General features: G+C 69.7%; 22 protein-coding genes. 16 read left to right on the forward strand and 6 right to left on the reverse strand.

The annotated features are described in order from the left end of the window. Positions 1–70: 70 nt before the first annotated feature. The 3 genes from FZ033_RS14325 to FZ033_RS14335 are packed head-to-tail and all read left to right on the forward strand — an operon-like array spanning position 71 to position 4,073. Positions 71–2,248, forward strand: a complete 2,178-nt coding sequence (locus FZ033_RS14325) for a TonB-dependent siderophore receptor (RefSeq protein WP_210247901.1) — start codon at positions 71–73, stop codon at positions 2,246–2,248. Positions 2,249–2,250: 2 nt separating this feature from the next. Next, positions 2,251–3,231, forward strand: coding sequence for an alpha/beta hydrolase (locus FZ033_RS14330; RefSeq protein ID WP_149576800.1), 981 nt, complete (start codon positions 2,251–2,253; stop codon positions 3,229–3,231). 8 nt (positions 3,232–3,239) lie between these two features. Then, entirely contained in the window at positions 3,240–4,073 is an 834-nt protein-coding gene (locus tag FZ033_RS14335; RefSeq protein ID WP_149576801.1) for a siderophore-interacting protein, read from the forward strand. Positions 4,074–4,102: 29 nt separating this feature from the next. Here FZ033_RS14335 and FZ033_RS14340 read toward each other — a convergent pair whose 3' ends face one another. The 3 genes from FZ033_RS14340 to FZ033_RS14350 are packed head-to-tail and all read right to left on the reverse strand — an operon-like array spanning position 4,103 to position 8,600. Then, positions 4,103–5,041 (reverse strand): antibiotic biosynthesis monooxygenase, encoded by a 939-nt coding sequence (locus FZ033_RS14340; RefSeq protein ID WP_149576802.1) that lies wholly within the window; start codon positions 5,039–5,041, stop codon positions 4,103–4,105. Continuing rightward, complete coding sequence (locus tag FZ033_RS14345) at positions 5,038–7,773, reverse strand: molybdopterin-dependent oxidoreductase (protein WP_149576803.1); 2,736 nt, start codon at positions 7,771–7,773, stop codon at positions 5,038–5,040. Before FZ033_RS14345 ends, FZ033_RS14340 begins: the two co-directional genes overlap by 4 nt. Continuing rightward, complete coding sequence (locus tag FZ033_RS14350) at positions 7,770–8,600, reverse strand: FAD binding domain-containing protein (protein WP_149576804.1); 831 nt, start codon at positions 8,598–8,600, stop codon at positions 7,770–7,772. The genes FZ033_RS14345 and FZ033_RS14350 overlap by 4 nt, the downstream gene beginning before the upstream one ends. A 443-nt stretch (positions 8,601–9,043) precedes the next feature. On the opposite strand from FZ033_RS14350, the gene FZ033_RS14355 reads away from it, so the two are divergent. The 6 genes from FZ033_RS14355 (at position 9,044) to FZ033_RS14380 (ending at position 14,074) form a co-directional block, all read left to right on the forward strand. Then, positions 9,044–9,628 carry a thermostable hemolysin gene (locus FZ033_RS14355; protein WP_149576805.1) on the forward strand — a complete coding sequence of 195 codons (585 nt, stop codon included), beginning with the start codon at positions 9,044–9,046 and terminating at the stop codon, positions 9,626–9,628. Next, positions 9,612–11,162 carry an AMP-binding protein gene (locus FZ033_RS14360; RefSeq protein ID WP_188079494.1) on the forward strand — a complete coding sequence of 517 codons (1,551 nt, stop codon included), beginning with the start codon at positions 9,612–9,614 and terminating at the stop codon, positions 11,160–11,162. The genes FZ033_RS14355 and FZ033_RS14360 overlap by 17 nt, the downstream gene beginning before the upstream one ends. Continuing rightward, entirely contained in the window at positions 11,159–11,839 is a 681-nt protein-coding gene (locus FZ033_RS14365; protein ID WP_149576807.1) for a TenA family transcriptional regulator, read from the forward strand. Before FZ033_RS14360 ends, FZ033_RS14365 begins: the two co-directional genes overlap by 4 nt. Further along, positions 11,829–12,638: an SDR family NAD(P)-dependent oxidoreductase gene (locus FZ033_RS14370; protein WP_149576808.1), complete on the forward strand. Its 810-nt coding sequence runs from the start codon at positions 11,829–11,831 to the stop codon at positions 12,636–12,638. Before FZ033_RS14365 ends, FZ033_RS14370 begins: the two co-directional genes overlap by 11 nt. A gap of 87 nt (positions 12,639–12,725) precedes the next feature. Then, on the forward strand, positions 12,726–13,391 hold the full coding sequence (locus tag FZ033_RS14375) for a tetratricopeptide repeat protein (RefSeq protein WP_149576809.1): 666 nt from the start codon (positions 12,726–12,728) through the stop codon (positions 13,389–13,391). Positions 13,392–13,411: 20 nt separating this feature from the next. Then, positions 13,412–14,074 (forward strand): class I SAM-dependent methyltransferase, encoded by a 663-nt coding sequence (locus FZ033_RS14380; RefSeq protein ID WP_149576810.1) that lies wholly within the window; start codon positions 13,412–13,414, stop codon positions 14,072–14,074. Between the two features lie 8 nt (positions 14,075–14,082). Here FZ033_RS14380 and FZ033_RS14385 read toward each other — a convergent pair whose 3' ends face one another. Together FZ033_RS14385 and FZ033_RS14390 are read right to left on the reverse strand one after the other, a co-directional pair. Further along, on the reverse strand, positions 14,083–15,432 hold the full coding sequence (locus FZ033_RS14385) for a sensor histidine kinase (protein ID WP_149576811.1): 1,350 nt from the start codon (positions 15,430–15,432) through the stop codon (positions 14,083–14,085). Then, on the reverse strand, positions 15,429–16,106 hold the full coding sequence (locus tag FZ033_RS14390; protein WP_149576812.1) for a response regulator: 678 nt from the start codon (positions 16,104–16,106) through the stop codon (positions 15,429–15,431). The genes FZ033_RS14385 and FZ033_RS14390 overlap by 4 nt, the downstream gene beginning before the upstream one ends. Positions 16,107–16,433: 327 nt before the next feature. Here FZ033_RS14390 and FZ033_RS14395 point away from each other — a divergent pair, with 327 nt between their 5' ends. Then, positions 16,434–17,354: an AraC family transcriptional regulator gene (locus FZ033_RS14395; protein ID WP_188079495.1), complete on the forward strand. Its 921-nt coding sequence runs from the start codon at positions 16,434–16,436 to the stop codon at positions 17,352–17,354. A gap of 420 nt (positions 17,355–17,774) precedes the next feature. Here FZ033_RS14395 and FZ033_RS14400 read toward each other — a convergent pair whose 3' ends face one another. Continuing rightward, a complete protein-coding gene (locus tag FZ033_RS14400) occupies positions 17,775–18,116 on the reverse strand; it encodes a winged helix-turn-helix transcriptional regulator (RefSeq protein WP_149576814.1) in 342 nt (113 codons plus the stop codon). Positions 18,117–18,250: 134 nt separating this feature from the next. On the opposite strand from FZ033_RS14400, the gene FZ033_RS14405 reads away from it, so the two are divergent. The 6 genes from FZ033_RS14405 to FZ033_RS14430 all read left to right on the forward strand — a co-directional run bounded on the left by FZ033_RS14405 (position 18,251) and on the right by FZ033_RS14430 (position 24,870). After that, a complete protein-coding gene (locus FZ033_RS14405; protein WP_149576990.1) occupies positions 18,251–18,874 on the forward strand; it encodes a hydrolase in 624 nt (207 codons plus the stop codon). A gap of 158 nt (positions 18,875–19,032) precedes the next feature. Beyond that, positions 19,033–19,869 (forward strand): alpha/beta fold hydrolase, encoded by an 837-nt coding sequence (locus FZ033_RS14410; protein WP_188079512.1) that lies wholly within the window; start codon positions 19,033–19,035, stop codon positions 19,867–19,869. Between the two features lie 51 nt (positions 19,870–19,920). Beyond that, entirely contained in the window at positions 19,921–20,229 is a 309-nt protein-coding gene (locus FZ033_RS14415; protein ID WP_149576816.1) for a XapX domain-containing protein, read from the forward strand. A gap of 13 nt (positions 20,230–20,242) precedes the next feature. Next, entirely contained in the window at positions 20,243–22,207 is a 1,965-nt protein-coding gene (locus FZ033_RS14420; RefSeq protein WP_210247902.1) for an amidohydrolase, read from the forward strand. A 546-nt stretch (positions 22,208–22,753) separates the two neighbouring features. Further along, positions 22,754–23,218: a DoxX family protein gene (locus FZ033_RS14425; protein WP_149576817.1), complete on the forward strand. Its 465-nt coding sequence runs from the start codon at positions 22,754–22,756 to the stop codon at positions 23,216–23,218. Beyond that, the gene (locus tag FZ033_RS14430; protein ID WP_149576818.1) at positions 23,215–24,870 is read left to right on the forward strand and encodes an MFS transporter; all 1,656 of its coding nucleotides are present in this window, start codon (positions 23,215–23,217) and stop codon (positions 24,868–24,870) included. The genes FZ033_RS14425 and FZ033_RS14430 overlap by 4 nt, the downstream gene beginning before the upstream one ends. The last annotated feature ends 151 nt before the right edge of the window (positions 24,871–25,021 follow it).

Here is a 25,021-nt window from a genome sequence, read left to right on the forward strand (position 1 = left end):
GCCATTTCGACTTTCGGCGCAGGTGCCGGCTTCTGCCACACGGCCTTCATGTCTCGCGGGCGTCGCCCTCGTGTCGTCAGCGGTTTTGTCGTCAGCGATTTTGGCCTCGGTGCTTCTCGCCGGCCGCGCCGAGGCCCAGACGGCGGACGTCAGCCTCGACACCGTGAACGTGGAGGGCACGCAGGACAGCGCGGTCCTCACCGAGGGCAAGGACACTTACACGGCCTCGCAGACCACCATCGGGGTCGGCAGCCCGACGCCGGTGCGCGAGATCCCGCAATCCATCTCCACCGTCACCAGCCAGCGCATGGACGACCAGAACTTCACCCAGCTGGAGGACGCCATGCGGCGCACCACCGGCATGGTCGTGCTGGCCAACGACCAGGGCCGCTCGTCCATCTTCTCGCGCGGGTTCGAGATCGACACCCTGCTGGTCAACGGCCTGCCGGCGCCGCTCTCCTCCATCCTCGGCACCCAGCCGGACCTCTTCATCTTCGACCGGCTCGACGTGCTGAAAGGCCCCGCCGGCCTGTTCTACGGCGGCGCCGGCGGCAACAATGCGGGGCCGGGCGGCATCATCAACGGCACGCTGAAGCCGGCCACCGAAAAGTATTTCCTGAACACGGATTTGAGCTACGGCTCGTGGGACTTCCTGCGCGCGGAAGTGGATGCAGGCGGCAAGCTCAATGAGAAGGGCACGGTGCGCGCCCGCATCGGCGGCGCCTACCAGGACCGCAACTCGTTCGTGAACTACAACGAGAACCAGGTCTGGGTCGGCTACGGCACCCTCGCCTTCGACATCACCGAGAACACCACCCTGTCGCTCTACGCCTGGCATCAGGAACGCGACATGCTGCCGTTCAACGGCCTGCCCGCCATCAATCTGGGCGGCGGCGTGGGCCAGCTGCTGAACGTGCCGCGCTCCACCTTCGTGGGCGGCCTGTGGAACCGCTTCAACAACGAGACCACCGACTATCTGGCGGAGGTGAAACACGACCTCGCCAACGGCGGCGAGGCCAAGGCCTCGCTGCGCTATTCCGACCGGAACATCGACTACAAATACGCCTATGGCGCCTCGGCCGTGAGCACCGCGGCCGCGACCCGTGGCAACTTCACCATGCAGTACACAGCGGCCAAGGTGCAGGAGACCTCGCTCTCGGGCGATGCCCATGTGTCGACGCCGTTCACGGTACTGGGGCAGGAACACAACCTCACCGTGGGCGCCGACTTCCGCGCGGTGGACCAGACCCAGTGGGCGCCCACCTCCACCAGCCTGCCCGGCACCTACAACATCTATGCCTTCAACCCGTGGGCGGTGGCCGAGCCGGCCACCATCTACAACCGCGAGAGCGTCACCGATCCCAACCAGTACGGGCTCTACACCCAGGCCCGCATCAACCCGCTGGACCAGGTGCACCTCATCCTCGGCGGGCGTCTCGCCTGGTATGATTCCACGTCGGACGTGACCACCCTCACCGTCGCCACCAACAAGATCACCGCCACCTCCAGCAGCGTGGATATCGACAACAAGGTCCTGCCCTATGCGGGCTTCGTCATCGACCTGACCAAGGACGTCTCGTTCTACGGCAGCTACACCGCCACCTTCACCCCGCAGACCGAGCTGGACGCGGCCGGCGATGCGCTCCAGCCCCGGCAGGGCTACCAGTACGAGGGCGGGCTGAAGGGCTCCTTCCTCGACGGCGCGCTCAATGCCTCGGCCGCCATGTTCCTGATCCGCGACAACAACCGCGCCCTCGCCACCAACACCGCCAACGTCTACGTGGCATCCGGCGAGGTCCAGGTCTCGGGCTGGGAAGTGGAGGTCAGCGGCAAGCTGGCGCCGGGCTGGGAAATCTATGCCGGCTACACCTATTCGGAGACCGAATATCTCACCGCCACCGCGGCGCAGCTCACGGCGGGCTTCAGCACCTACACGCCGAAGCACAATTACAACCTGTGGACCAAGTACGAGTTCCAGGACCCCATGCTCAGGGGGTGGCACGTGGCCGGCGGCGTCAAGATCCTCTCCAGCTTCTACACCAAGTCCGGCGGCGTGACGCTGACCGAGAACGGCTACACCACCGTGGACGCCCAGGTGGGCTACAAGTTCAACGACAACTGGAAGGCGACCTTCACCGCCACCAACATTCTCGACGAAGTCTACTATACCCGCGTCGGCTCCACATCCGTGTTCAACTTCTATGGCGAGCCACGCGGCTACTGGCTGAAGGTGAGCGCGAGCTACTGACTATGATCCGCACCCTCGTCCATCTGGCGGCGGCCGCCGCCACCCTTTCCACCCTCGCCGGCATCCGGCCCGCCACGGCCGAGCCGGTGACGCTGCCGGGGGTTGAGGAGCGGGCCTTCGTCTCCAGGGACGGGCTCGCCTACCGCATCTTCATCGCCGTGCCGAAGGTGCCGCCGCCGCCGGAGGGCTATCCGGTGGCCTATGTGCTGGACGGCAACTCGGTGGTGGGCACCCTCGCCGATATCGCCCGCGGCGGCACCCTCGCCCAGGGCGGGATCATGGACCCAGCGGTGCTGGTGGCCATCGGCTATCCCGGCGACGCGCCCATCAACATGCCACGGCGGGCGAAGGACCTCACGTCCGCGCCCGCCACGCCCGAGCAGGGCTCCTGGACCTATCTCACCCCCGAAGGCACCGGCGGTGCGGACGCCTTCCTCGCCTTCATCGAGGACGAGCTGAAGCCCGCCATCGCCGCATCCTTCAAGGTGAACCCGGCGCGGCAGGCGCTGATGGGCCATTCCTTCGGCGGGCTGTTCACGTTGCACGTGCTGTTCACGCAGCCTGAGGCCTTCTCCACCTATGTGGCGGCGAGCCCCTCCGTGTGGTGGGCGAATGGCGCCATCGCGCAGGAGGAGGCGGCCTTCGCCCGCCACCTTGCCGGCCACCTGCCGAAGGAGTCGCCGACTTCGCGCAAGCGCCTCGTCCTCACCGTGGGCGCCTACGAGCAGGAGCTGCACCCCGCCCTGCGGACCGGCGCCAACGCGGAAGCCACCGCCCGCAAGCAGGCCGAGCGCCGCATGGTGGACGGCGGGCGCGAGCTCGCCGCGCGGCTCCAGGCGCTGCCCGGCGCGCCGGTGGACGTGACCTTCACCATCTTTCCCGGCCAGACCCACGCCTCGGCCGCGCCCCACGCGCTGCTGCTGGGGCTGGAGACGTTCCTCGCGCCGCAACCCCGACAGCCACCCGTCGAGGCCGGCAAATGAGCACGCTGATGACAGCCGAACCGCGCGCGGCGCGCTATCGCGGCATCCGTGTGCTGGAAGTGCTGCGCACCGAGCAGATCACGCCGCGCCTGCGCCGCATCGTGCTGGGCGGCGCGGAGATCGAGGGCTTCGGCACCGGCCCCAACATCAAGCTGCTGATCCCGCCCGAAGGGGTGCAGCACCCCCAATGGCCCCTCGCCGGGGCGGACGGGCGCGCCATCTGGCCGGCCGAGGGGTTCAGGCCGGCGGTGCGCACCTTCTCGGTGCGCCGGTTCGATCCGCTGCGCGGGGAAGTGTCGGTGGACTTCGCCTGCCACGGCGGGCACGGCCCCGCCGCGCGCTTTGCCCGGCGCGCCCGGCCGGGCGATGTGGTGGGGGTCGGCGGGCCGGGCGGGCGCACCCTGCCGCCGGCGGATTTCCACATCCTCGCCGGCGATGCTTGCGGCCTGCCCTCCATCGCCGCCATCCTCGAAAACCTGCCGTCCCACGCGCAGGGCGCGGCCCTGCTGGAGGTGGAGGACGAAGCCGATGCGCTCGCGCTCCACAAGCCCGACGGCGTGAGCCTGACGTGGCTCTACCGGCGCGGCGCGCCAGCCGGGACCACCACGCTCATCGCCGATGGGATCCGCGCGCTCCGGGTGCCGGAGGGCCTCGCCGTCTCGGCCTGGATCGCGGCGGAATCCGCCGCCGTGCGGGACGCGCGGACGCACCTTGTCAACGAGCGACAGGTGGCGCGCGCCGCGGTGGTGGCCATCGGCTACTGGAAGCGCGGCATCGCCGAGCCCGATTACGACGCCGCCTTCCGCCACGACCGCGAGGAGGAGCCGCAGCCAGCCGGCTAACCCGCCCCCGGATTCGAAACCGTCTGCGCTCAGAGCCGCACGAAGGCGGCCATCATTGCGGCGTAGAGGGCGAGGATGACGCCGATGCCAAGCGCATTGGTGCGCGGCGATGCCGCCTGCACCCACCAGTCGAAGCGGCGGCTGGCCCAGGGCACGAGGCGGGCGAGCATCAGCACGCTCGCCCCGTTGCCGATGAACAGCGCCACCGCGAACGGCAGCCCGGCCCGGTCCATGAGCAGCGGGATCTGCACCAGCTGGCCGAACAGGAACACCACCGGATAGAGCATGAGCAGAACCAGCATGTTCTGCTTCCACGGCGCCGGCGGCTTGCCCTTGGGCGCGGAGAACCATTGCTCGAAGCCGGTGCGCACGGTGCGGGTGTGGAACTCCTCGATGAAGGCTCGCGCCTCCTCCAGCATGGCGGTGCGCTGGGGCGAGCCGAGCCAGGATTCCAGATGCTCCTGGGTATCGAAGCGCAGGATCGCCAGGAAATCCTCCTGCACGCCGGGAATGGGCGCCTCCAGCCGGTAGCCCTCGAAGCCCGGCGCGCGGCTCTGCAGCGCCGTCATGCGCTGTTCCCAGGCGCGATAGGCCGCCTCCTGCCCGCTTTTCAGCCGGGTGGAGATGACCACCGACACCGGCGAGGGCAGCACCCCGGCGGCGCCGTCGCGCACCAGGTGCACGTCGTCGCGCCCCGCCAGCATCTGCTGCACGCCGGAGATGCGCGCAAGGCGCTCCGGCGACTTCAGCCAGCCCACCGCATCCTGCGTGCTGGCGAAGCGCTGGAGGATCACCCAATCCACCTGCGCCGGCGGCGCGGGGGGCGCCACCGATTGCTCGATGAAGCCGGGAAAGCCGGCGATCACGCGCTTGGTCTCCTCCTGCCAGTCGGCGAAGGCGTGGTCCTGGCCCTTCAGCACCCGCGTCTGCGTGACGATGGTGACCGAGCCTTCGGGCGCCCCGCTCATCTGGGCGCGTCCGCCGCCCGGCCGAGCCGGTCGAAGATGCGGTCGGGGGTGAAAGGCAGGTGGGCAAAGCGCACGCCGGTGGCTTGGGCCAGCGCGTTCGCCACCGCCGGCGCCACCGCGTTGATGGCGCATTCGCCCTGGGCCTTGGCGCCCAGCGGGCCGATGGTGTCGTGGGTGTCGGCGAACAGCACGGTGGTGCGCGGCGTGTCGGCGAAGGCGGGGATGTGGTAGTTGCGCAGCGCCGCGTTCACCACATTGCCCTGCGCGTCATGCACCATGTGCTCGGTGAGCGCCCAGCCCAGCCCCATGGCCACAGCGCCCTCGATCTGCCCCCGGCATTGCAACGGGTTGATGAGGCGGCCGATGTCGGCCGCATGCACGCTGTGGAGGATGCGGATCTCCCCCGTCACCCGGTGCACGGCAAGCCGCACCCCCTGCACGTTGAAGCCGATGGTGCGTGGCGAGAGATAGGCCTTGCGCTTGGCCTCCAGGCGATGGCCCTCGGCGGCGGCGAGCCGGTAGAGTTCCGCGAGCGGGATGCGCGCCGTGGCGCTTTCCACCGCGTCGGCCGACAGCCGCCAGTCCTCCGGCGCCGTGTTGGTGCGGCGCGCGGCATAGCCGAGGATCTCGGCCGCCAGCGCCCGCGCCGTCAGCTCCACCGCCTGCCCGGCCACCACCGTGCCGGTGCTGGCAAAGGTGCCGGTGTCGTAGGGGGCCAGATCGGTGTCGGCATTGATGATGGCGATGGCGTCGGCTCGCGTGCCCAGCACCGCGGCCGCGATCTGGCGATGGGCGGTGACCGAGCCGTTGCCCATCTCGGTGGAACCCACGGCGAGGTGATAGGTCCCGTCCGCCAGCAGCCGCATCTCGCCGCCGGAACGATGCTCGGTGGGCGGCCCGGCCTCCAGCACCGCCAGCGCCACGCCGGTGCCCTCGGCCCAGTCGCCTTCGGGCGCCCGCTCGCCCTTGCCGCTGGCGAGTTCCGCTTCCACGAGGTCGAGGCACTGGTCCAGCCCGTAGCTGCCGAAGGACACGTCGCTCGGCTCGGCCCACACCGACTGGATCACGTCGTCCGGCCGGATCATGTTCGCGCGGCGGATGGCAAAGGGGTCGATGCCGAGCTTGGCTGCGAGGTCGTCCAGCGCGCATTCGATGGCGAACGAGGTCTGCGAGGCGCCATAGCCGCGAAAGCCACCGCCGGGGATGACGTTGGTATAGACCGCGTGGCCCTCGGCCTTCTTGGCAGGGCAGCGATAGGCGGCGAGCGGGCTGCCCAGCGCCGCCGCCAGCGTCTCCCCGCCATGGCCGCCATAGGCGCCGGTGTTGGAGACCACATGCACCTCCAGCGCCGTCAGCGTGCCGTCCGCCGTGGCGCCGATCTTCACCCGCGTGGTCATCTGGTGGCGGGTGGTGGCGCCGAGGAATTCCTCGGGCCGGGTGAACTCCCACTTCACCGGCCGGCCGAGCTTGAGCGTGGCGAACACGCACAGATCTTCCGTCAGCATCTCCTGCTTGCCGCCGAAGCCGCCGCCGACCCGCTCGGTGAACACATGCAGGTCGTGCGGGAAGATGCCGAACAGATAGCAGAGCTTCTTGTGGGTGATGAACGGCGCCTGGGTGGAGGTGCGCACATGGATGCGCCCGTCGCCGTCGCGCCAGGCGATGGAGCCGTGGGTTTCAAGATGCGCGTGCTGCACGCGAGAGGTGGAATAGGTCTGCTCATGGACCACGGCGGCCGCCGCGAAGCCCTCGGCGACGCTGCCCACCTCGCCCTTGATGGCGAGGAAGACATTGCCCCGCGCCGCGCCGCCGATGCCGTCATTGCCGGGATGCAGCAGGGGCGCGCCCTCGGCCATGGCCTCGACCGGATCGAACACGGCGGGCAGGATCTCGTAGTCCACCTCCAGCGCCCGGCAGCCGGCCTCGGCCGCGCCCTCGGTTTCCGCCACCACGGCGGCGATGCGCTGGCCGACGAAGCGGGCCACCTCGTCGAGGATGAGGGTGTCGTCGGGATCGACCAGATGGTCCTCGTGGGTGGCAGTGCTGAAGAGCTTGTTCGGCACGTCCTCGTGGGTGAACACCGCCACCACGCCGGGGATGGCCAGCGCCTTCGCCTTGTCGATGCGCAGGATGCGCGCATGGGCGTGGGGCGAGCGCAGCACCTTCAGGTGCAGGAGGCCGTGGAGCGCGGGATCTGTGGCGTCCACGTCCATGGTGTAGCGCGCATGGCCGGTGACGATGCCGGCGCTGAACGGATTGGGCAGGCTGGCGCCACAGGCCGCGCCGGCCACGTCCGCCTCAGTGGCGCCCACGCCATGGACCGCATCAGCGATGGACCGATAGCCGGTGCAGCGGCACAGATTGCCCTTCAGCGCGCGCGGCAGGTCGGCGCGCTGGGCGTCATCGAGGGCGGCGACCGTCATGATCATGCCGGCGGCGCAGAAGCCGCACTGGAACGCCTGCGCCTCCAGAAACGCCTGCTGCACCGGATGCAGGTCGTTGCCCGGCGCGAGGCCCTGCACGGTGGTGACCTGACGCCCCTTCGCCCGGAAGGCGGGCATGAGGCAGGAATGCACCGGGCGCCCGTCGAGCCACACGGTGCAGGCGCCGCAATCCCCCGCGTCGCAGCCCTTCTTCACCCCCAGCGCGCCGCTCTCGCGCAGGAAGGTGCGCAGGCACTGGCCGGGACGCGGCTCGGAGGAAACGGTCCGCCCGTCGATGCTGTAGGTCACGCCACGCCCCCGGATGCTGCAAGTTCGGCGCGGATCTCTTCCGCGAAATGCATGGTGAGATGGCGCTTGTAGGCGGGCGTACCGTTGACGTCGTCGAACCAGCCATCGGCCGGGATCGCCGCCGCGAGCGCGGCCTGCACCTCCTGCGCGCTCGGCGTCGCCGCGAAGCGCAATTGCACCGGGCGCGGAGTGGCGGCGGTGATGGTGAGGACAAGATCGCCCTGCGGCCCGCTGGTGCCGATGAGCAGCGCCGCCGAGCGCCCGAGCTTGGTCAGCGACGCCCGGCGCAGGGCGAAGCGCCGCTTCAGGGCCGCCGCCGGAATATGGATGGCGCGCAGCAATTCGCCGGACCTAAGCACATTGGCATGGTTGCCGGTGACGAAATCCACCGCCGCCACCGAGCGCGGCGCGCCGGCGCGGGGCCACAGCACGTAAGTAGCTTCCAGCGCCACGGTGAGGGCGACCATGGCTCCAGCCGGCAGGGACATGCAGATGTTGCCGCCCACGGTGGCGACACCGGCCACCTTGAACGACATGAGCAGCGCGTGGGCGCAGTCCCGCAGCAAAGGCGCGGCGGTCCAGTCCGGCGGGGCGGCGAAATCGGCGAGGGCGCCGATGGTGGCGGTGGCCGCGATCTCCAGTCCCGCGTCCGACGCCACCATCGGCGGCCAGTCGAGGCCGAACAGGTCCACCAGCGTGTCGATGCCGGGCTGCGGCTCGGACATGAGCCAGGTGCCGCCGGACAGCCAGGCGTGGCCCGCGGGCCAATCGGCAACCTCGTCAGCGCTGGAGGGCGACTTGACCTGCCGCACGGTGTTCAAATCCATTCGTCGTTCCGCCTTGGCCGCCGCAGGACAGGTTTTGCTAGAAAATCGGGCGCGGGAAATCAGGCCGTTTATCGAGACGGCAATGCGCTTTCTCGCCCGAAAAGCAGAAATAAAGATCCGTCAAAGAAAAAGGCGGCGCACATCTGCGCCGCTAGAGCCGCACCGATCGGTGTGCACACATTCGTTTCCCCGCCCCTCCGGCCCCTTGGGCGCCGGCATTGATCTTTGTTCTATTTCAACGCTACCACGCCCTCCCGGCCGCAGCCAAGGGGCGTCTGGCGCGCGTCACCAGCGGCGAGGGGGTGCCGGGGTCCGGTCCGGCGCCGCACCCCGGTGCCTCGAAATCGCCTGAGTTTCTCCCCCGACTGACCCTCATCCCGTAAGCAGGACGTAAGCTTGCCCCCGCAAGGTCCGCTCAACCTGAAGAACAAGGATGAGCGGACATGAGTTCAGCCTGCATTGTCCGACCGCTCGACGATGAGCGTGCCGAAGTCGAAGCCTTTATTGCGCAGGTCTACGCCTTCCAGTTCGACGCGAAGCTCGATCACTTTGCCGAACAGCTGATCTTCCGGCGCGACGCGAGGGGAAACCTCTCCTGCGCCGCCGGCCTGCGGGTCGCCGCCGACGGCTTCTTCTCGGAAGCCTACCTGAGGGAACCGGTGGAAGGTGCGCTGGCGCGGGCCACCGGCCGACGGGTGGCGCGGGAGGATGTGTTCGAGGTCACCACCCTTGCCAGCCGCTCGCCCCGCGAACTGTCCGCCTTCATCGACGACATCATCGCCTTCGGCGCGCGCAACGGCCACAGCTGGGCCTTCTTCACCCTCACCCGGCGCCTCAGCCTGCTGGTGCAGCGCCGCAACCTCGCGCCCATCCCCCTCGCCGACGCCGATCCGCGCCGGGTCGCCGACCCCGCCGCCTGGGGGCGCTATTACGAGACCGAGCCGAAGGTCTATGGCGTCTGCGGCGCGCGCCTCACCGGCCGCAGTGCCCACGTGGTGGAGGCTTCGCCCCATGCGCAGCTTCTTTGAGGCGGTGGCGTGCCATGCGCGCCGCGAGCCCGACCGCATCCTCTTCACCGACGCCGCCGGCAGCCTGACCCGGGCCGGCCTGATGGCCGACGCGGCGCGCCTTGCCGCCCGGCTGCCGCCGCAGGCGCGCGTCATTGGCCTGCTGCTGCCCAACGGGCGGGAATGGGCGGTGGCGCAGATGGCCTGCCTTGCCGCCGGGCGCATGGCGGTGCCGCTGCCCACCTTCTTCAGCGCGCTGCAGTTGAGCCATATCCTCAAGGACGCGCAGGTGGATCTCGTCCTGGTCCCGCAGGCGAACCCGCCCACCCTGCCTTCCGCCGTGCCCGTGCTGCCGGTAGCCGCAGGCGGCGAGAGCGGCGCAATGCCGGACTTCCAAAAGGGGTTCCAGGAAGGGTTCGGACAGATCATCTACACCTCCGGCAGCTCCGGCCAGCCGAAGGGCGTGCGGCACCAGAGCGGGCAGATCGCCTGGTCGGCGTCGGCGCTGGCGCAGGCCATCGCGGCCGATGCGGAGGACACCTATCTCTCCGTGCTGCCCCTGTCGCTGCTGCTTGAAAGCATCTGCGCCGTGTTCATCCCCGCGCTTGTCGGCGGGCGCACCCACTTCGACACCCAGCTCTCGGAGGCCATCGGGCGCGGCGCGGCGAGCGGCGTCGCCGCCGCGTTCGAGGCCCATCGGCCGAGCGTCGGCGTGGTGGTGCCCGAACTGCTGCGGGTTTGGGTCCACGAGCTCCTCGCCACGGGCCGCAAGGCGCCGGATAGCCTGCGCTTCGTCGCCGCCGGCGGCGCCCGGGTGCCGGAGCGCCTCGCCGAGGCGGCTTGGCAGCTCGGCATTCCGGTGCATGAGGGCTACGGCCTGTCGGAATGCTGTTCCGTGGTGGCGCTGAACCGACCCGGCGCCCGCGTGGCGGGGACGGTGGGCGCTCCCCTTCCCGGGCTCCAACTCACCATCCGCGACGGCGAGATCCTGGTAGATGGCCCCGGCGTGATGGACGGCTATCTCGGCGGTCCGGAGGCCCCGCGCCCCTGGCCCACGGGTGATCTCGGCGCGCTGGATGGGCAGGGGCGCCTCACCGTGTTCGGCCGCAGCGACAATCTCATCGTCACCGCGTTGGGACGCAACATCAGTCCGGAATGGGTGGAGACCGCCCTTCTGGACGATCCCGGCATCGCCGCCTGCGCGGTGGCGCAGGCGGACCTGGCGCAGGTGGATGTTGCGGGGGCGGATTTGGCGGACGCGGACGGCGCCCTCGCCGCCCTCGTCATCCCCACGCCGCAGGCCCAGGGCTGGTTCGACGACGCCGGCCCGGAGGGCATCCGCGCGCGCATCGCCGAGCGGTGCGCCGCCCTGCCCGCCTATGCCCGGCCGACGCGCATCACGGTGCTGGACCTTGCCGACGCCAAGGCGCGGGGGCTGCTCACCGCCAACGGCCGCATCCGCCGCCCCGCCGCCCGTGCCGTGCTGGCGCAGAGGACCGGCGCCACCCCCTGCCCCGTTCCTCCCCTTCCCTCCCAGGAAAGGCCCCTGCCATGACGTTCTACGACTGCCTCATCCGGGAGACCGCGCGCGAGCGCGAAGCCTTCCTTGCCATCCCCCTGGTGCGGGAGGCGCTGGCCTCCGGCGCGCCGAGGAGCCTTTATGTGGCTTTCCTCACCCAGGCCTATCACCATGTGAAGCACACCTTCCCGCTGCTCGCCCTCGCCGCCTCCCGCACCGGCGACGCGCGCTACCAGGATGCGCTGGTGGAGTACATGGAAGAGGAGCGCGGCCACGAGAAGTGGATCCTCGACGACATCCGCGCCATGGGCGGCGATGCGGATGCGGTGCGAGAAGGCATGCGCGACGGGGTGGCCGGCCCGGCCTGCCGGATCATGGTGGGCTTCTCCTATTATGCCATCGAGCATGTCAGCCCCTATGCGCTGCTCGGCAGCGTGCATGTGCTGGAAGGCATGTCGGTGCTGCTGGCCGACCGCCTCGCCGATACCCTGAAGCGCAGCTTCGGCGCGCAGGCCGAAACCGGCTTCTCCTACCTGCGCTCCCACGGCAGCCTCGACCAGGAGCACGTGGCCTTCTTCCGCACCCTGGTGGACGGCTTCGACGATCCCGCCGCGCAGCAGATCATCATCGACCATGCCCGGCTGTTCTACCGGCTCTATGGCGACATCTTCCGCGACCTCGGCGCCGGCCTGGAGCTGAGCCATGCGGCGTGACGCGCAGCACGGCACGCGCCGCGTCCTCATCACCGGGGGCGGGTCCGGCATCGGCCGCGCCCTCGCCCTGGAGGCGGCCGGGCGCGGCATGGAGGTCGCCCTGTGCGGCCGGCGGCGCGGCGCGCTGGAAGACACCGCCTCTGCCCTGCCCCCAGGCGCCCGGCCGCTGGTCATCTCCGCCGACATCACCTGCGCGGCGGATCGCGCCCGGATCGTGGCGCGGATAAAGGCCGAATGGGGTGCCCTCCATGTGCTGGTCAACAATGCCGGCGTGGTGGACGGCGGCCCGCTGGAAAGCTTCGACGACGCGGCGCTGGACGCCACCTTCCGCACCAACGTGCTCGCCCCCATGGCGCTGACGCGGGACCTGGCGCCGCTGCTTGCGGCCGCAAGCCCGTCGCGGGTGGTGAACGTGGGCTCGGTGTTCGGCGACATCGCCTATCCCGGCTTTGCCGCCTATTCGGCCTCCAAGTTCGCCTTGCGCGGCTTTTCCAGCGCCCTGCGCCGGGAGTGGCGCCCCCTTGGTATCGGCGTCACCTACGTGGCGCCCCGCGCCACCCGCACCGACGCGGCGGCGGCCTTCGATGATCTCATCGCCACAACCGGCATGCGCCTCGATGCACCGGACAGTGTGGCGGCGCAGATCTGGCGGGCGGTGGAGCGCGGGCGCGACAGCGCCTATCCGCCCGGCGTGGAACGCCTGTTCGTGCTCATCCAGCGCCTCGCCCCCCGGCTCATCGACCGGGCGCTGGCCAAAACCACCCCTGCGGCGGCCGGCGCGGCCCGCGCCGCCGCCTGAGCCCTCGCGGCACTTGAGCGAAGCCCTCTCGGCACCGGTCGAAGACCGGGGCCATCTGCATGCTCCCATCAAATGAAAGGAACACCCATGCGTGCCAACCCGCACACCCTGCTGCGTGCCATGCTGCTTGCCGCCATCGCCCTCGGCGCCCCCGCCGCGCAGGCGGCCGACGATGGCCTGAACGCCCAGGTCAAGCAGATCCAGACCCGGTGGGAGACCATCAAGTTCACGGTCCCGGAGGGCGACAAGCAGACCGAGCAGATGAACGCCCTCGGCGCCGAGGCCGACGCCATGGCGGCCAAGTATCCCGACCGGGTGGAGGCGCTGGTGTGGGACGGCATCCTCACCAGCGAGCGGGCGTCCATGGTCAATCCCATCAGCGCCCTCTCCCTCGCCAAGCGGGCCCGCGACACGCTGGAGAAGGCCTATGGCATGAACCCCACGGCGCTGGATGCGGGCGCGCCCACCAGCCTCGGCGTGCTCTATTATCGCGTGCCGGGCTTCCCGGTGGCGTTCGGCGACAAGGTCAAGGCCCGCCAGCTGCTGGAGGAGGCCACCCGCGACGCCCCCAACGGGCTCGACGCCTGGTATTTCTACGGCGACTTCCTGCTGAGCCAGGGCGAATATGCCAAGGCCCGCGCGGCCTTCACCCACGCCTTGTCGATCCCGCCCCATGCCGAACGGCCCCTGTGGGACGAGAACCGCCGCCTGGTGATCCACGAGAAGCTCGACCAGATAAAGGCCAAGCTGTGAACCGGCCCGAGCGCGCCCTGATGGCGAAGGGGGGTCAAGGCCGGCCGGGCGGGGGCCTGTGGCACCGGCTCGGCCGCCAGCTCGCCCGGCCGCAGGGCCGGGCTGGCGCCCTTGCCGGCCACCTCATGGCGTGGGTGAACCGGCGGCCCAACGCCCTCGCCATCGCGGCGCTGGAGGTCCGTCCCGACGACCATGTTCTTGAGATCGGGTTCGGGCCGGGCGATGGCCTCGCCACGCTGGCGCGGCGGGCGGGCCTCGGGCACATCCACGGCATCGACGGCTCGCCGGCCATGCTGGCACAGGCCACGCGGCGCAACGCGCAGGCCATCGCCGAGGGCCGCATGTGCCTTGCCACCGGCGACATGCGCCGCCTGCCCTTCCCGGACGCCAGCTTCGACAAGGTGCTGGGGGTGAACGTCGCCTATTTCTTCGATCCGGACGGGGGCGCGGTGGGCGAGATCCACCGCGTGCTGCGGCCGGGCGGGCGGGTCTCGCTCTACGTGACCGACCGCGCCACTATGGCCGGCTGGCCGTTCGCGGACCCCAGGACCCATGTGACCTATGACTGGGTGGACCTGAAGCACCTCATCGCCCGTGGCGGCTTCGAGCCGGCGCGGGTGATGATCCGCGCCCTCGACCTGCCCCTGGGGGTCAAGGGCCTCATCGCCACCGCCCGGCGGTGAGGCGGGTCTCAAACCCCCTCGGCGCCGAGGGGCGGGAAGCACATTTCCGCGCAACCGCCCACGGTGCCATTGGAGAGTTCCAGCCGGCCGCCGTGCACCATCATGGTGCGCTCCACGATGGCGAGGCCCAGCCCCACCCCGTTGCGGCGATCGCTGCGCACCAGGCCGCGCCGCCGGCGCTCGGCGTCCAGCACCTCGGCGGGAAAGCCCGGCCCGTGGTCGCGCACCCGGATGGCGGGCGCATCCGTCACCTCGACGCTGATGGTGGTGGCCTCGGGGGCATGGTCCAGCGCATTCTCGATGAGGTTGCGCACCGCCCGGAACACATCGTCGCGACCGCCGGCCACCACCACGGGAGCTGGACCCGCGATCACCTCGATGGAGCGGTTGCGGGCGATCACCTGCGGCGCCAGATAGGCAGCGGCCTCCCGCGCCGCCTCGCGCAGCTCCACCACGTCGCCGGGCTCGATGCGGAAGCGGCCGAGCCGCACCCGGTCGAGCAATTGCTCCACCAGCCGCTCCATGGCGACGAGTTCTTTCTCCAGCACCCGGGCGTAAGGCTCGTCGGTGAAGGCGAGCTGGGCCTTCATCACCGCGAGCGGGGTGCGCAGCTCGTGGGCCATGTCGCCGACGAACTCCTCCTGGGCGCGATAGCCCTGCCGCAGCCGGCCGAGGGCCTGGTTGACGGCGCGCACCAGCGCCAGCACGTCGTCCGGCAGCCCTTTCTCGCTGAGGGTGACCGAGACCCCGCCCGGCTGGATCGCCTCCGCCTCCTCCACCGTCTGGCTGAGGGGCCGCAGGGCGATGTGGGCGACGAGGAGGTTGGTCGCCAGCATCAGCAGCATGAAGGGGATCCACAGCCAGGCGATGTCCTGCATGAATTCTTCGAGGACGGAATCAAACACCACGTCGCTGCTGGGAAATGCCACCTGCACATAGGCGGGCTGCGCGATGCCGTGGATGCGCAGGGAGATGCCGTAGAGCGCTTCCGGCGAATTGCCCTTTGGCAGCTCGAAATAATGCTCCGCCATCTCCTCCACCGGCACGAACGGGTCGTGCACGTCGGCGGAGCCGGCCAGCCGCTCGCCGGACGGGCCGAGCACGATGAAGTGGCCGCCCTCCTGGGCGATGCGATGCACCGTGGACTGGCGGATGGGCGCGGTGACCACATGGCCCACCGCCCGCACGTCCTTGGCGATGCTCATGGCGAAGCTGTGGAGCGTGCCCTCGCGGAAGCGGGTGTTGATGGTGTCGAAGCGGATGTAGAGGAATACGGCGGTGACGCAGACCGCCACCACGCTCACCGCCACCATGCCGATCATCAGGCGGCCGAACAGCCCCCGCACCAGCCGCTTCACGGCCGCGCCCCGGACAGGAGGTAGCCGATACCGCGCAGGGTGTGGATCTCCACCACCGCGCCGGCCCCCGCCAGCTTCTTGCGCAGGCGGTGGATCAGCACTTCAACGGCGTTGGAGCTGACTTCCTCGCCATAGCCATAGAGGGTTTCCTCCAGCGCCGGCTTGGAGATGACCGCGCCGGTGCGGCGCATCAGCAGCTCCAGCGCCGCCGCCTCCTTGCGGCTGAGATCGAGCCCCACCCCATCGACCCGCGCCTGCCGGGCAATGGTGTCCAGCTCCACATTGCCTTCCTTCAGCGACACCCCGAGCGCCGAGCCGGGACGCCGCAGCAGGGCGCGGACGCGGGCGATCAGCTCGTCCACGTTGAAGGGCTTGCGCATATAGTCGTCGGCGCCGCCATTGAGCCCGGCGATGACCGAGGGCGCGCCGTCGCGGGCGGTCAAAAGCAGGATCGGCTGGGCCACGCCCTTGCGCCGGAGCACATCCAGCAGCTCCATGCCGTCGCGGTCCGGCAGGCCGAGATCGAGGATGATGGCGTCGAACGGGGTGGTTAAGACCGCTTCCTCAGCGTCAGCCGCCGCATGCACCGCATCGACGGCAAAGCCCGCCGTCCGCAGCGCATCCGCGGCCAGCGCCGACATCCGTTCATTGTCCTCGACGAGCAGTATGCGCATGCGCTGGAAATCTCACCCACCGCACCGGATTGCGCCCAGGAATGTGGCAAAAATCAATGTTTACGTTCAGTAAAACGGCGGCAACATATTTGATCCAGATCAAGCAAAATCCGCAAACACCTCAAGCGACGAGAACAGCACGCCGAGATCATCCGACTTTCGTGTGATGTATTTTGCAAAAGGCGTCCGGGACGAAGCCGGAACCGATGGTCTCGACGAACCCGCGACCTGCCCCACGGACGCGTCCGAACCGCCCACCGCTGCAGACCTTCGATGCACTGCAGCATGACCCTTGCCATTGCGGCCGATGGCAGGTCAGATGCCGGCATGAACGGCGCTCAGTCACACGCGGCGGAACCCCAGGCCGCCGCACGCCACGCCTCGGGACGCGACAGCCTCGGCTGCGCGCTGGCCGCGCTCTGCGAGGGTGAGGAACTGAGCGGTAACGGCTTCGTGATCTACCGCAAGTCCCATGACGGCAGCGAGGTGCGGCAGGTGGAAACACCGCCGAGCGACCGGGGCGTGCTGGTCGGCCTGTCCCTCTCCGGCGGCCACCGGCGACGCATCTTCACCGGCAACCGCTCGGCGACTTACGATTTCGCGGCGGACAGCTGCTATATCCGCCCGTTCGCCGACGACTACCGGGCCGACATCGAGACCGGGTTCGAATTCCTCCTGCTGGAGGTCTCCCAGGCCGCGCTCCACCGCACCTGCGCCGAAAGCGGCGTGCCCCTCGCGGACGGGCTTTCCACCACGCCCGGGGCGAGCGACCCGGTGCTCGCCCACCTCGGCCGCGCGCTGCTGCCGGCCCTCGCCCATGCGGCGAGCGCCAGCGCGCTGTTCGTGGAGCAGGTGGTGTGCGCCATGCAGACGCATCTGGTCGCCCGCTACCACGGCGCCGCCGTGCGGGCCGCACGCGGCGGCGGCCTTTCCGACCTGCAGCTTCGGCGCGCCCAGGAGCTTCTGGCGGCGGGCATGGACGGCACGGTACTGATCGCCGACATCGCCGCCGCCTGCGACGTGTCGCGCAGCTATTTCATCCGCGCCTTCCGGCAGGCCACGGGCGCGACGCCCTACCAGTGGCTGCTCGCCCGGCGGGTGGAGCAGGCGCGCGCGCTGCTCACGCGATCGGGCCTGTCGCTGGCGGACGTGGCCATCCAATGCGGCTTTTCCGACCAGAGCCACATGACGCGCACCTTCGCCCGCCTCACCGGATCGACCCCCGGCGCCTGGCGGCGCAGCCGCTGAAGGCTGTTTGTACGCGCAACAGTTGAGATGCCTTCGACGGAAGGTGCCGGGCATCCTCTCCCAAGCACCTTCGATGCCACGCACAAACAGCGCGCATCATTTCAATGTGATAAAATGACAAACCAAAGACGTTGCGCGTATTCCCGGAATGCGCAACCTCACTGAGGCTCGCGCCAACCCACCGGGTCCGATCGTCCAAGAGCGCAGACTTTCCTTCAAGACGCTCACCCGGCCCGGCGCGATAGTTCGCGCGACCTGACACCAGCCGGAGGTCGAAGCCATGATCGCGACCCTGGGACCCGACCAGCGCGTGCGCCGCCGGACCGCCACGCACGCTCCCCCCTGAACCGGAGACCGCCGCATCCACCCGAGCCCGCGCCCCGGCCGGGCAAGGCCCTGTCAATACAACGGCTTAATGCATCAGAGCCGGACCTCCGGCACGCCGAAGGCCTCGTTGCGGGCCAGCGCGGCATCCACCTCGTGGCCGTTCGCGGTCAACGCATATTCCACGTGTCGCACCCGGCCTTCAAGTTCGCGGCGCGTCACATAGCCGGCCGACTCGAGATCCTTGAGCCGCGCCGACAGCACGCGGGCGGAGATGGCGCCGGGGAGCGCCCGGCGCAATTGACCGAACCGCAGCGTGCCGTTGCGCGCGAGCGCGGCAATGATGTGGCCCATCCATTCCTGGGCCATGAACTTGAGGAAATGCTCGGCTGGGCAATGCCCGAGGCCGATCTTCTTGCGCTCTGTTTCGTCATCCATGGGTGAAACCAGTATCTCGCAGGTAACTAATGGCCGCCGCGCCGATGTGGCGCTAGCTTCCCGTCCGCCCGTCAGTCCCCACCATCACAGCAGGAGATTTCCCCGTGTCAAATGCCGTCGCTGCCCCCGGCGGGATGTTGTTGTCTCCCAACGACCACACCCTGATCATGATCGACTTCCAGTCGCAGATGTCGTTCGCGACCAAGTCCATCGACGCCGTGAACCTGCGCAACAATGCCGCCCTCGTCGCCCATGCGGCGGCCGGGTTCGGCGTCTCCACCATCCTCACCACGGTGGCGGAGAAGAGCTTCTCCGGCCCCATGTTCTCCGAGATCACCGAGGCCTTCCCCGGCGAGAAGCTGCTCGACCGCACCTCCATGAACACCTGGGAGGATGAGGCCGTCATCGCGAAGGTCAATGCCATCGGCAAGAACCGCATCGTGCTGTCGGGCCTGTGGACCGGCGTGTGCATCGTCGGCCCGGCGCTGTCGGCCATCGAGCAGGGCTTCGAAGTCTATGTCATCGCCGATGCCTGCGGCGATGTCTCCGACGAGGCCCACGAGCGTGCCATGCAGCGCATGATCCAGGCTGGCGCCCGGCCCATGACCTCCCTGCAATACCTGCTGGAACTGCAGCGCGACTGGGCCCGCACCGGCACCTACGACATGACCACCGGCATCGCCAAGAAATTCGGCGGCGCCTACGGCCTCGGCATCATCTACGCCAAGACCATGTTCGGCGCCTCGGAAGGCCACTGAACATGGACCACGCCTCATCGGCCACCGGCGCCCCGGCCGGCGGCCTCACGCGCCGCACCGCCCTTGAACTTGGCGCCGGCGCGGCGCTCGCCGCCGCCCTCGGCCTGCCCGTGCCCGCCGCGGCCGCCACTTCAGCCACGACCAAGGGAGCCACAGCCATGCCTTTCGTCACCACAAAAGACGGCGTCGAGATCTTCTACAAGGACTGGGGTCCCAAGGACGCTCAGCCCATCGTGTTCCACCACGGCTGGCCGCTATCGTCGGACGACTGGGACACCCAGATGCTGTTCTTCGTGCAGCACGGCTATCGCGTGGTGGCCCACGACCGGCGCGGCCACGGCCGCTCCACCCAGGTCAGCGACGGCCACGACATGGACCATTATGCCGCCGACGCCTTCGCGGTGGTCGAGCATCTCAACCTGAAGAATGCCGTCCATATCGGCCATTCCACCGGCGGCGGCGAAGTGGCGCGCTATGTGGCCAAACACGGCCAGCCCGCCGGCCGCGTCGCCAAGGCAGTGCTGGTTTCAGCGGTTCCTCCACTGATGCTGAAGACCGCGGCCAATCCGGAAGGCCTGCCCATCGAGGTGTTCGACGGCTTCCGCAAGGCCACCGCGGACGACCGCGCCCAGTTCTTCCTCGACGTGCCCACCGGCCCCTTCTACGGCTTCAACCGCGAGGGCGCGAAGGTCTCTCCCGGCGTGATCCAGAACTGGTGGCGGCAGGGCATGATGGGCAGCGCCAAGGCCCATTACGACGGCATCAAGGCCTTCTCCGAGACCGACCAGACCGACGACCTGAAGACGATCACGGTGCCGACGCTGGTGCTGCATGGCGAGGACGACCAGATCGTACCGATCGCCGATTCCGCGCTGAAGTCCATCAAGCTGCTGAAGCACGGCACGCTGAAGACCTATCCGGGATTCTCGCACGGCATGCTCACCGTCAACCACGACGTGATCAACGCCGACCTGCTCGCCTTCATCAAGGCCTGACCCCGACGGCGCCGGCCCGGCCGGCGCCGGCCCATCCAGGACGCACATGGCATGAAACTCTACCTCGCCTCGCTGGGCGCCGGCCTTCTGGTCGGCATCGTCTACAGCCTCATCAACGTGCGCTCGCCGGCGCCGCCGGTGGTGGTGCTGGTGGGGCTGCTGGGCATCCTCATCGGCGAGCAGATCGTGCCCGTGGCGAAGAACCTCCTCGCCGGCGACAGCCTGCGCACCGCCATCGGCCTTGCCGACTGCTCCGACCATGTGCTCGGCCAGTTGCCCGGCCGGCAGAGCGCGGCAGCGGAGCCGCCGCAGGACGCGCCTCTCAGAGACACGCCGCCCCACACCCCTCCCGGATCCTGAGCGGAGCGCCGCCATGCCCGACCAGAAGACGCCCGATCGCCGCCAGTTCATCGCCGCCGCGGGGCTCATGGCCGCCGCCGGCCTTGTCCCCACTTCCCCGAAGGCGCAGACCATGAGCGAGACCGCCGACCTCATCCTCTTCAACGGCAAGGTCACCACCCTCGACCGCACCAATCCGCAGGCCGAGGCGGTGGCGGTGAAGGGCGGGCGCATCCTGTTCGCCGGCACCACCGCCGACGCCATGCGCCACGCCGGGACCACCACCAGGATCATCGATGCGGGCGGACGGCGGATCATTCCCGGCCTCATCGACAGCCACATGCACATCATCCGCGGCGGGCTGAACTACAATATGGAGCTGCGCTGGGACGGGGTGCGCTCCCTCGACCACGCCATGGAAATGTTGAGGAAACAGGTGGCCGTGACCCCGCCGCCGCAATGGGTGCGCGTGGTGGGCGGCTTCACCGAGCACCAGTTCGCCGAAAAGCGCCTGCCGACGCTGGAGGAGCTGAACGCCGCCGCGCCCGACACGCCGGTGTTCATCCTCCACCTCTACGACCGCGCCCTGCTCAATGCCGCCGCGCTGCGCGTGGTGGGCTACACCAAGGACACGCCCAACCCGCCCGGCGGCGAGATCGTGCGCGATGCCGCCGGCAATCCTACCGGCCTGCTGCTGGCCCAGCCCAACGCCACCATCCTGTATTCGACGCTGGCCAAGGGCCCCAAGCTGCCGGCCGAATACCAGAAGAATTCCACCCGCCATTTCATGCGCGAGGTGAACCGGCTGGGCGTCACCAGCGTCATCGACGCCGGCGGCGGCTTCCAGAACTATCCGGACGACTATGCGGTGATCGAGGAGTTGCACCGCGACGGCCAGCTTTCCGTGCGCGTCGCCTACAACCTCTTCACCCAGAAGCCGAAGCAGGAGCTGGCGGATTTCTCCGGCTGGTCGAAGCAGGTGAAGCCCGGCCAGGGCGACGACCTTTACCGCAACAACGGCGCCGGCGAGATGCTGGTCTATTCCGCCGCCGACTTCGAGGACTTCCAGGTGGCCCGGCCGGACATGCCGCCCAACATGGAAGGCGACCTCGAACCGGTCATCCGCCTGCTGGCCGAGAACCGCTGGCCGTGGCGGCTGCACGCCACCTATGACGAGACCATCTCGCGCGCCCTCGACGTGTTCGAGAAGGTCAACAAGGACGTGCCGCTGAAGGGCCTGAACTGGTTCTTCGACCACGCCGAGACCATCACCGACCGCAACATCGACCGCATCGCGGCGCTGGGGGGCGGCATCGCGGTGCAGCACCGCATGGCCTACCAGGGCGAATATTTCGTCGAGCGCTACGGCTCCGCCAAGGCGGAGCGCTCCCCGCCCATCCGCCGCATGCTGGACGCCGGCATTCCCGTGGGCGCCGGCACCGATGCCACCCGCGTCGCCTCCTACAATCCCTGGGTGTCTTTGTCCTGGCTGGTGACGGGCAGGACCTTGGGCGGCCTCTCCCTCTACCCGCCGTCCAACCTTTTGGACCGAGAGAGCGCGCTGCGGCTGTGGACTGAGGCCAACACCTGGTTCTCCTCCGAGCCCGACAAGAAGGGCCAGGTGAAGGCCGGCCAGCTAGCCGATCTCGTGGTGCTTTCGGATGATTATTTCTCCGTGTCCGAGGACAAGATCCAGGACATCACCAGTGTGCTCACACTTCTGGGCGGCACGCCGGTGCATGGCGACGGCGACTTCAAGACCCTCGCCCCGGACCTGCCGCCGCCCATGCCCGACTGGTCGCCGGTGCGCACCTTCGGCGGCTACCAGAAGCGGGCGGAGACCGGCGAGCGCAAATACGCCTTCGCCGCCGCCTGCGGCTGCGCCACCGCCTGCGGCGTCCATGGCCACGCCCATGCCAGCGCGCTGGCGGCCAGCGTGCCCGCCTCCGACGAACGCTCCTTCTGGGGCGCGCTGGGCTGCGCCTGCTGGGCGTTCTGATGGGGATGTACGGGAATGGTCTCGCCGCTTGGTGCCTCCGTCCGTACGGGGGCACCGCTGCCGCTCCCTCTCCCGCTTGCGGGTGAGGGGTGGGGAGGGGGCAGAGGCAGCGGGATGGAACACCAGCGGTGGGACAGCCGAGAAGGCCCGCCCCCACCCTGCCCTCCCCCGCAAGCGGGAGAGGGTTCCCGTTGGCCCCAGTCACGACGGTCGATGTTCGAACTGAGGCATGCCGGTCGTGATCAGACCATCCTTCGCATTCCAAAGGACTGTCATGGCCGGGCTTGTCCCGGCCATCCACGCGGAGAGGCTGGGATCAGTTTTCGAACGTTGCCGCCAGCGGATGGGCGTGGATGGCCGGGTCAAGCCCGGCCATGACGGCGTGGAAGTCCCGGCCCGCCCCCTCTCCCGCCCGAGGCCGGATATTTCCGGCCTCGGGCGGGAGAGGGTTCCCCGTTGGACCCGGCCGCCAAGACCACCATCCAAGCCGCCGATCCAACACCACCACCCCTCGACCCGCTTCAAACCTTCGGAACCACGCCAGCCATGGCTGAAAGCGCAAGCAACGCTCCCCTCACCACCCTCGCCCGGCGCCTGATCTCGCCGGCGCCGGTGCGGTTTCTCGCGCTGCTCGCCCTGTGCGGCGCCTACATCCAGGGCGGCCTCGCCAAGGCGCTGGACTTCAACGGTGCGCTGGCGGAGATGGCCCATTTCGGGCTCACCCCGCAGGCGCCCTTCGCCGTAGCCGTCATCGTTCTGGAGCTGGGCGCCTCCGCCCTGATCCTCAGTGGGCGGCTGCGCTGGCTGGGGGCGCTGGGGCTGGCGGGCTTCACGGTGCTGGCCGCCCTCCTCGCCAACCGCTTCTGGGCCATGGCGCCGCCCGAGAGCACCATGGCCGCCAACGCCTTCTTCGAGCATCTGGGCCTTGGCGGCGCCTTCGTTCTGGTGGCGTGGTACGATCTTGTCCACGGCGCCTCCAACGGGACCAGCCTGCACGGGAGAGACCTGTGAGCGACCACACCCACGGCGCGACATCCCCCGCCTCTCCGGCTGCCCCGCCTCCCGCAGCCGGCGGCGCCTTCGCGCCGCTGCGGCGGCCGGTGTTCGCCGTGCTGTGGGGCGCTACCGTGCTGGGCAACACCGGCAGCTTCATGCGCGACGTGGCCAGCGCCTGGATCGTCACCGATTTGTCCGCCTCCCCGGCGGCGGTGGGCATGGTGCAGGCCGCCGCCATGCTGCCGGTGTTCCTGCTCGCCATTCCCGCCGGGGTGCTCTCCGACATCCTCGACCGCCGCCGTTTCCTCATCGGCATACAGATCGCCCTCGGGGCGGTGAGCGCGGCGCTCATGCTGCTGTCCATGAGCGGCCTCATGACCGTGTCGTCGCTGGTGGCGCTCACCTTCCTCGGCGGCGTGGGCGCGGCGCTGATGGCACCCACCTGGCAATCCATCGTGCCGGAGCTGGTGCCGCGTCCCGAGCTGAAGAGCGCGGTGGCGCTGAACTCGCTGGGCATCAACATCGCCCGCTCCATCGGCCCGGCGGTGGGCGGCCTGCTGCTCGCCTCCTTCGGCGCCGCGGTGACCTATGGCGCCGACGTGGCAAGCTACGTGCTCGTCATCGCCGCCCTGTGGTGGTGGCGCCGGGATGCCGGCGCGCAGGACGAATTGTCCGAGCGCTTCACCGGCGCCTTCCGCGCCGGCCTGCGCTATGCCCGCGCCAGCCGCGAGCTGCATGTGGTGCTGCTGCGCGCGGTGTTCTTCTTCTTCTTCGCCAGCGCGGTGTGGGCGCTGCTGCCGCTGGTGGCGCGCGAGTTGCTGAAGGGCGACGCCGCCTATTACGGCGTGCTGCTGGGCTCGGTGGGGGCCGGCGCCATCGCCGGCGCCCTGCTGCTGCCGCGCCTCCGGGGCCTCGCCAATGCCGACGGGCTGGTGCTGGGCGCCGCCTTCGTCACCGCCGCCGCCACCGCCGCGCTCGCCTTCGCACCGCCGCGCTGGCTCGCTCTGGTGGTGCTGCTGGCCATGGGCGGGGCATGGATCATCGCGCTGACCACCCTCAACGCCACCGCCCAGTCGATCCTGCCCAACTGGGTGCGCGGGCGGGCGCTGGCGGTCTATCTCACCGCCTTCAACGGCGCCATGGCCTGCGGCAGCATCACCTGGGGCCTGGTGGCGCAGCAGATCGGGCTGACGGCGGCGCTGCTGGTGGCCGGCGCGGGCCTCGTGGTGGCCGGGCTCATCCTCCACCGGGTGAAGCTGCCGGCGGGCGAGGCCGACCTCACCCCCGCCATGCACTGGCCCGAGCCCCTGCTCGCCGCCCCCGTGGAGAACGACCGCGGCCCGGTGCTCATCCTCATCGAGTACCGCATCGCGCCGGAGGACCGCCCGGCCTTCCTCGATGCCCTCTACCGCCTCTCCGCCGCCCGCCGGCGCGATGGCGCCTACAATTGGGGCGTCACCGAGGATGCCGCCGACCCGTCGCTGATGGTGGAGTGGTTCATGGTGGAATCCTGGGCCGAGCACCTGCGCCAGCATCGCCGGGTCTCCCATGCGGATGCCGACGTGCAGTCCGAGGTCCTGAAGTTCCATCAGGCCGACGCCCCGCCCCGCGCCCGCCACCTGATCGGGGCGGAGCACCCCGCCCGGCTGCCGGGCGGGCATCCCTGACCGCGCCCCCGCGCGCATCGCGACCTGAACCGGGAGGGGCGCCGGACACGGAGATCCCGCGTCCGAAAATACGGAAAATGATACCGTCAAACCGAACCTCTAGCCGAAGGGCGACCTTTCGCCCAGAGTTCTCCGGGAATCGCATGCCGAT

Source organism: Xanthobacter oligotrophicus (assembly GCF_008364685.1).
In the GTDB taxonomy this organism is placed as follows: domain Bacteria; phylum Pseudomonadota; class Alphaproteobacteria; order Rhizobiales; family Xanthobacteraceae; genus Xanthobacter; species Xanthobacter oligotrophicus.

Excerpts from the sequence above, each read along its gene's own strand:
- FZ033_RS14415 (WP_149576816.1), top strand. The coding sequence starts at position 19,921 with ATGAAACTCTACCTCGCCTCGCTGGGCGCCGGCCTTCTGGTCGGCATC.
- FZ033_RS14410 (WP_188079512.1), top strand. The coding sequence starts at position 19,033 with ATGCCTTTCGTCACCACAAAAGACGGCGTCGAGATCTTCTACAAGGAC.
- FZ033_RS14335 (WP_149576801.1), top strand. The coding sequence starts at position 3,240 with ATGACAGCCGAACCGCGCGCGGCGCGCTATCGCGGCATCCGTGTGCTG.
- FZ033_RS14405 (WP_149576990.1), top strand. The coding sequence starts at position 18,251 with ATGTTGTTGTCTCCCAACGACCACACCCTGATCATGATCGACTTCCAG.
- FZ033_RS14340 (WP_149576802.1), bottom strand. The coding sequence starts at position 5,041 with ATGAGCGGGGCGCCCGAAGGCTCGGTCACCATCGTCACGCAGACGCGG.
- FZ033_RS14330 (WP_149576800.1), top strand. The coding sequence starts at position 2,251 with ATGATCCGCACCCTCGTCCATCTGGCGGCGGCCGCCGCCACCCTTTCC.
- FZ033_RS14360 (WP_188079494.1), top strand. The coding sequence starts at position 9,612 with ATGCGCAGCTTCTTTGAGGCGGTGGCGTGCCATGCGCGCCGCGAGCCC.
- FZ033_RS14375 (WP_149576809.1), top strand. The coding sequence starts at position 12,726 with ATGCGTGCCAACCCGCACACCCTGCTGCGTGCCATGCTGCTTGCCGCC.
- FZ033_RS14390 (WP_149576812.1), bottom strand. The coding sequence starts at position 16,106 with ATGCGCATACTGCTCGTCGAGGACAATGAACGGATGTCGGCGCTGGCC.
- FZ033_RS14400 (WP_149576814.1), bottom strand. The coding sequence starts at position 18,116 with ATGGATGACGAAACAGAGCGCAAGAAGATCGGCCTCGGGCATTGCCCA.
- FZ033_RS14380 (WP_149576810.1), top strand. The coding sequence starts at position 13,412 with ATGGCGAAGGGGGGTCAAGGCCGGCCGGGCGGGGGCCTGTGGCACCGG.
- FZ033_RS14350 (WP_149576804.1), bottom strand. The coding sequence starts at position 8,600 with ATGGATTTGAACACCGTGCGGCAGGTCAAGTCGCCCTCCAGCGCTGAC.
- FZ033_RS14365 (WP_149576807.1), top strand. The coding sequence starts at position 11,159 with ATGACGTTCTACGACTGCCTCATCCGGGAGACCGCGCGCGAGCGCGAA.
- FZ033_RS14370 (WP_149576808.1), top strand. The coding sequence starts at position 11,829 with ATGCGGCGTGACGCGCAGCACGGCACGCGCCGCGTCCTCATCACCGGG.
- FZ033_RS14425 (WP_149576817.1), top strand. The coding sequence starts at position 22,754 with ATGGCTGAAAGCGCAAGCAACGCTCCCCTCACCACCCTCGCCCGGCGC.
- FZ033_RS14420 (WP_210247902.1), top strand. The coding sequence starts at position 20,243 with ATGCCCGACCAGAAGACGCCCGATCGCCGCCAGTTCATCGCCGCCGCG.
- FZ033_RS14395 (WP_188079495.1), top strand. The coding sequence starts at position 16,434 with ATGAACGGCGCTCAGTCACACGCGGCGGAACCCCAGGCCGCCGCACGC.
- FZ033_RS14355 (WP_149576805.1), top strand. The coding sequence starts at position 9,044 with ATGAGTTCAGCCTGCATTGTCCGACCGCTCGACGATGAGCGTGCCGAA.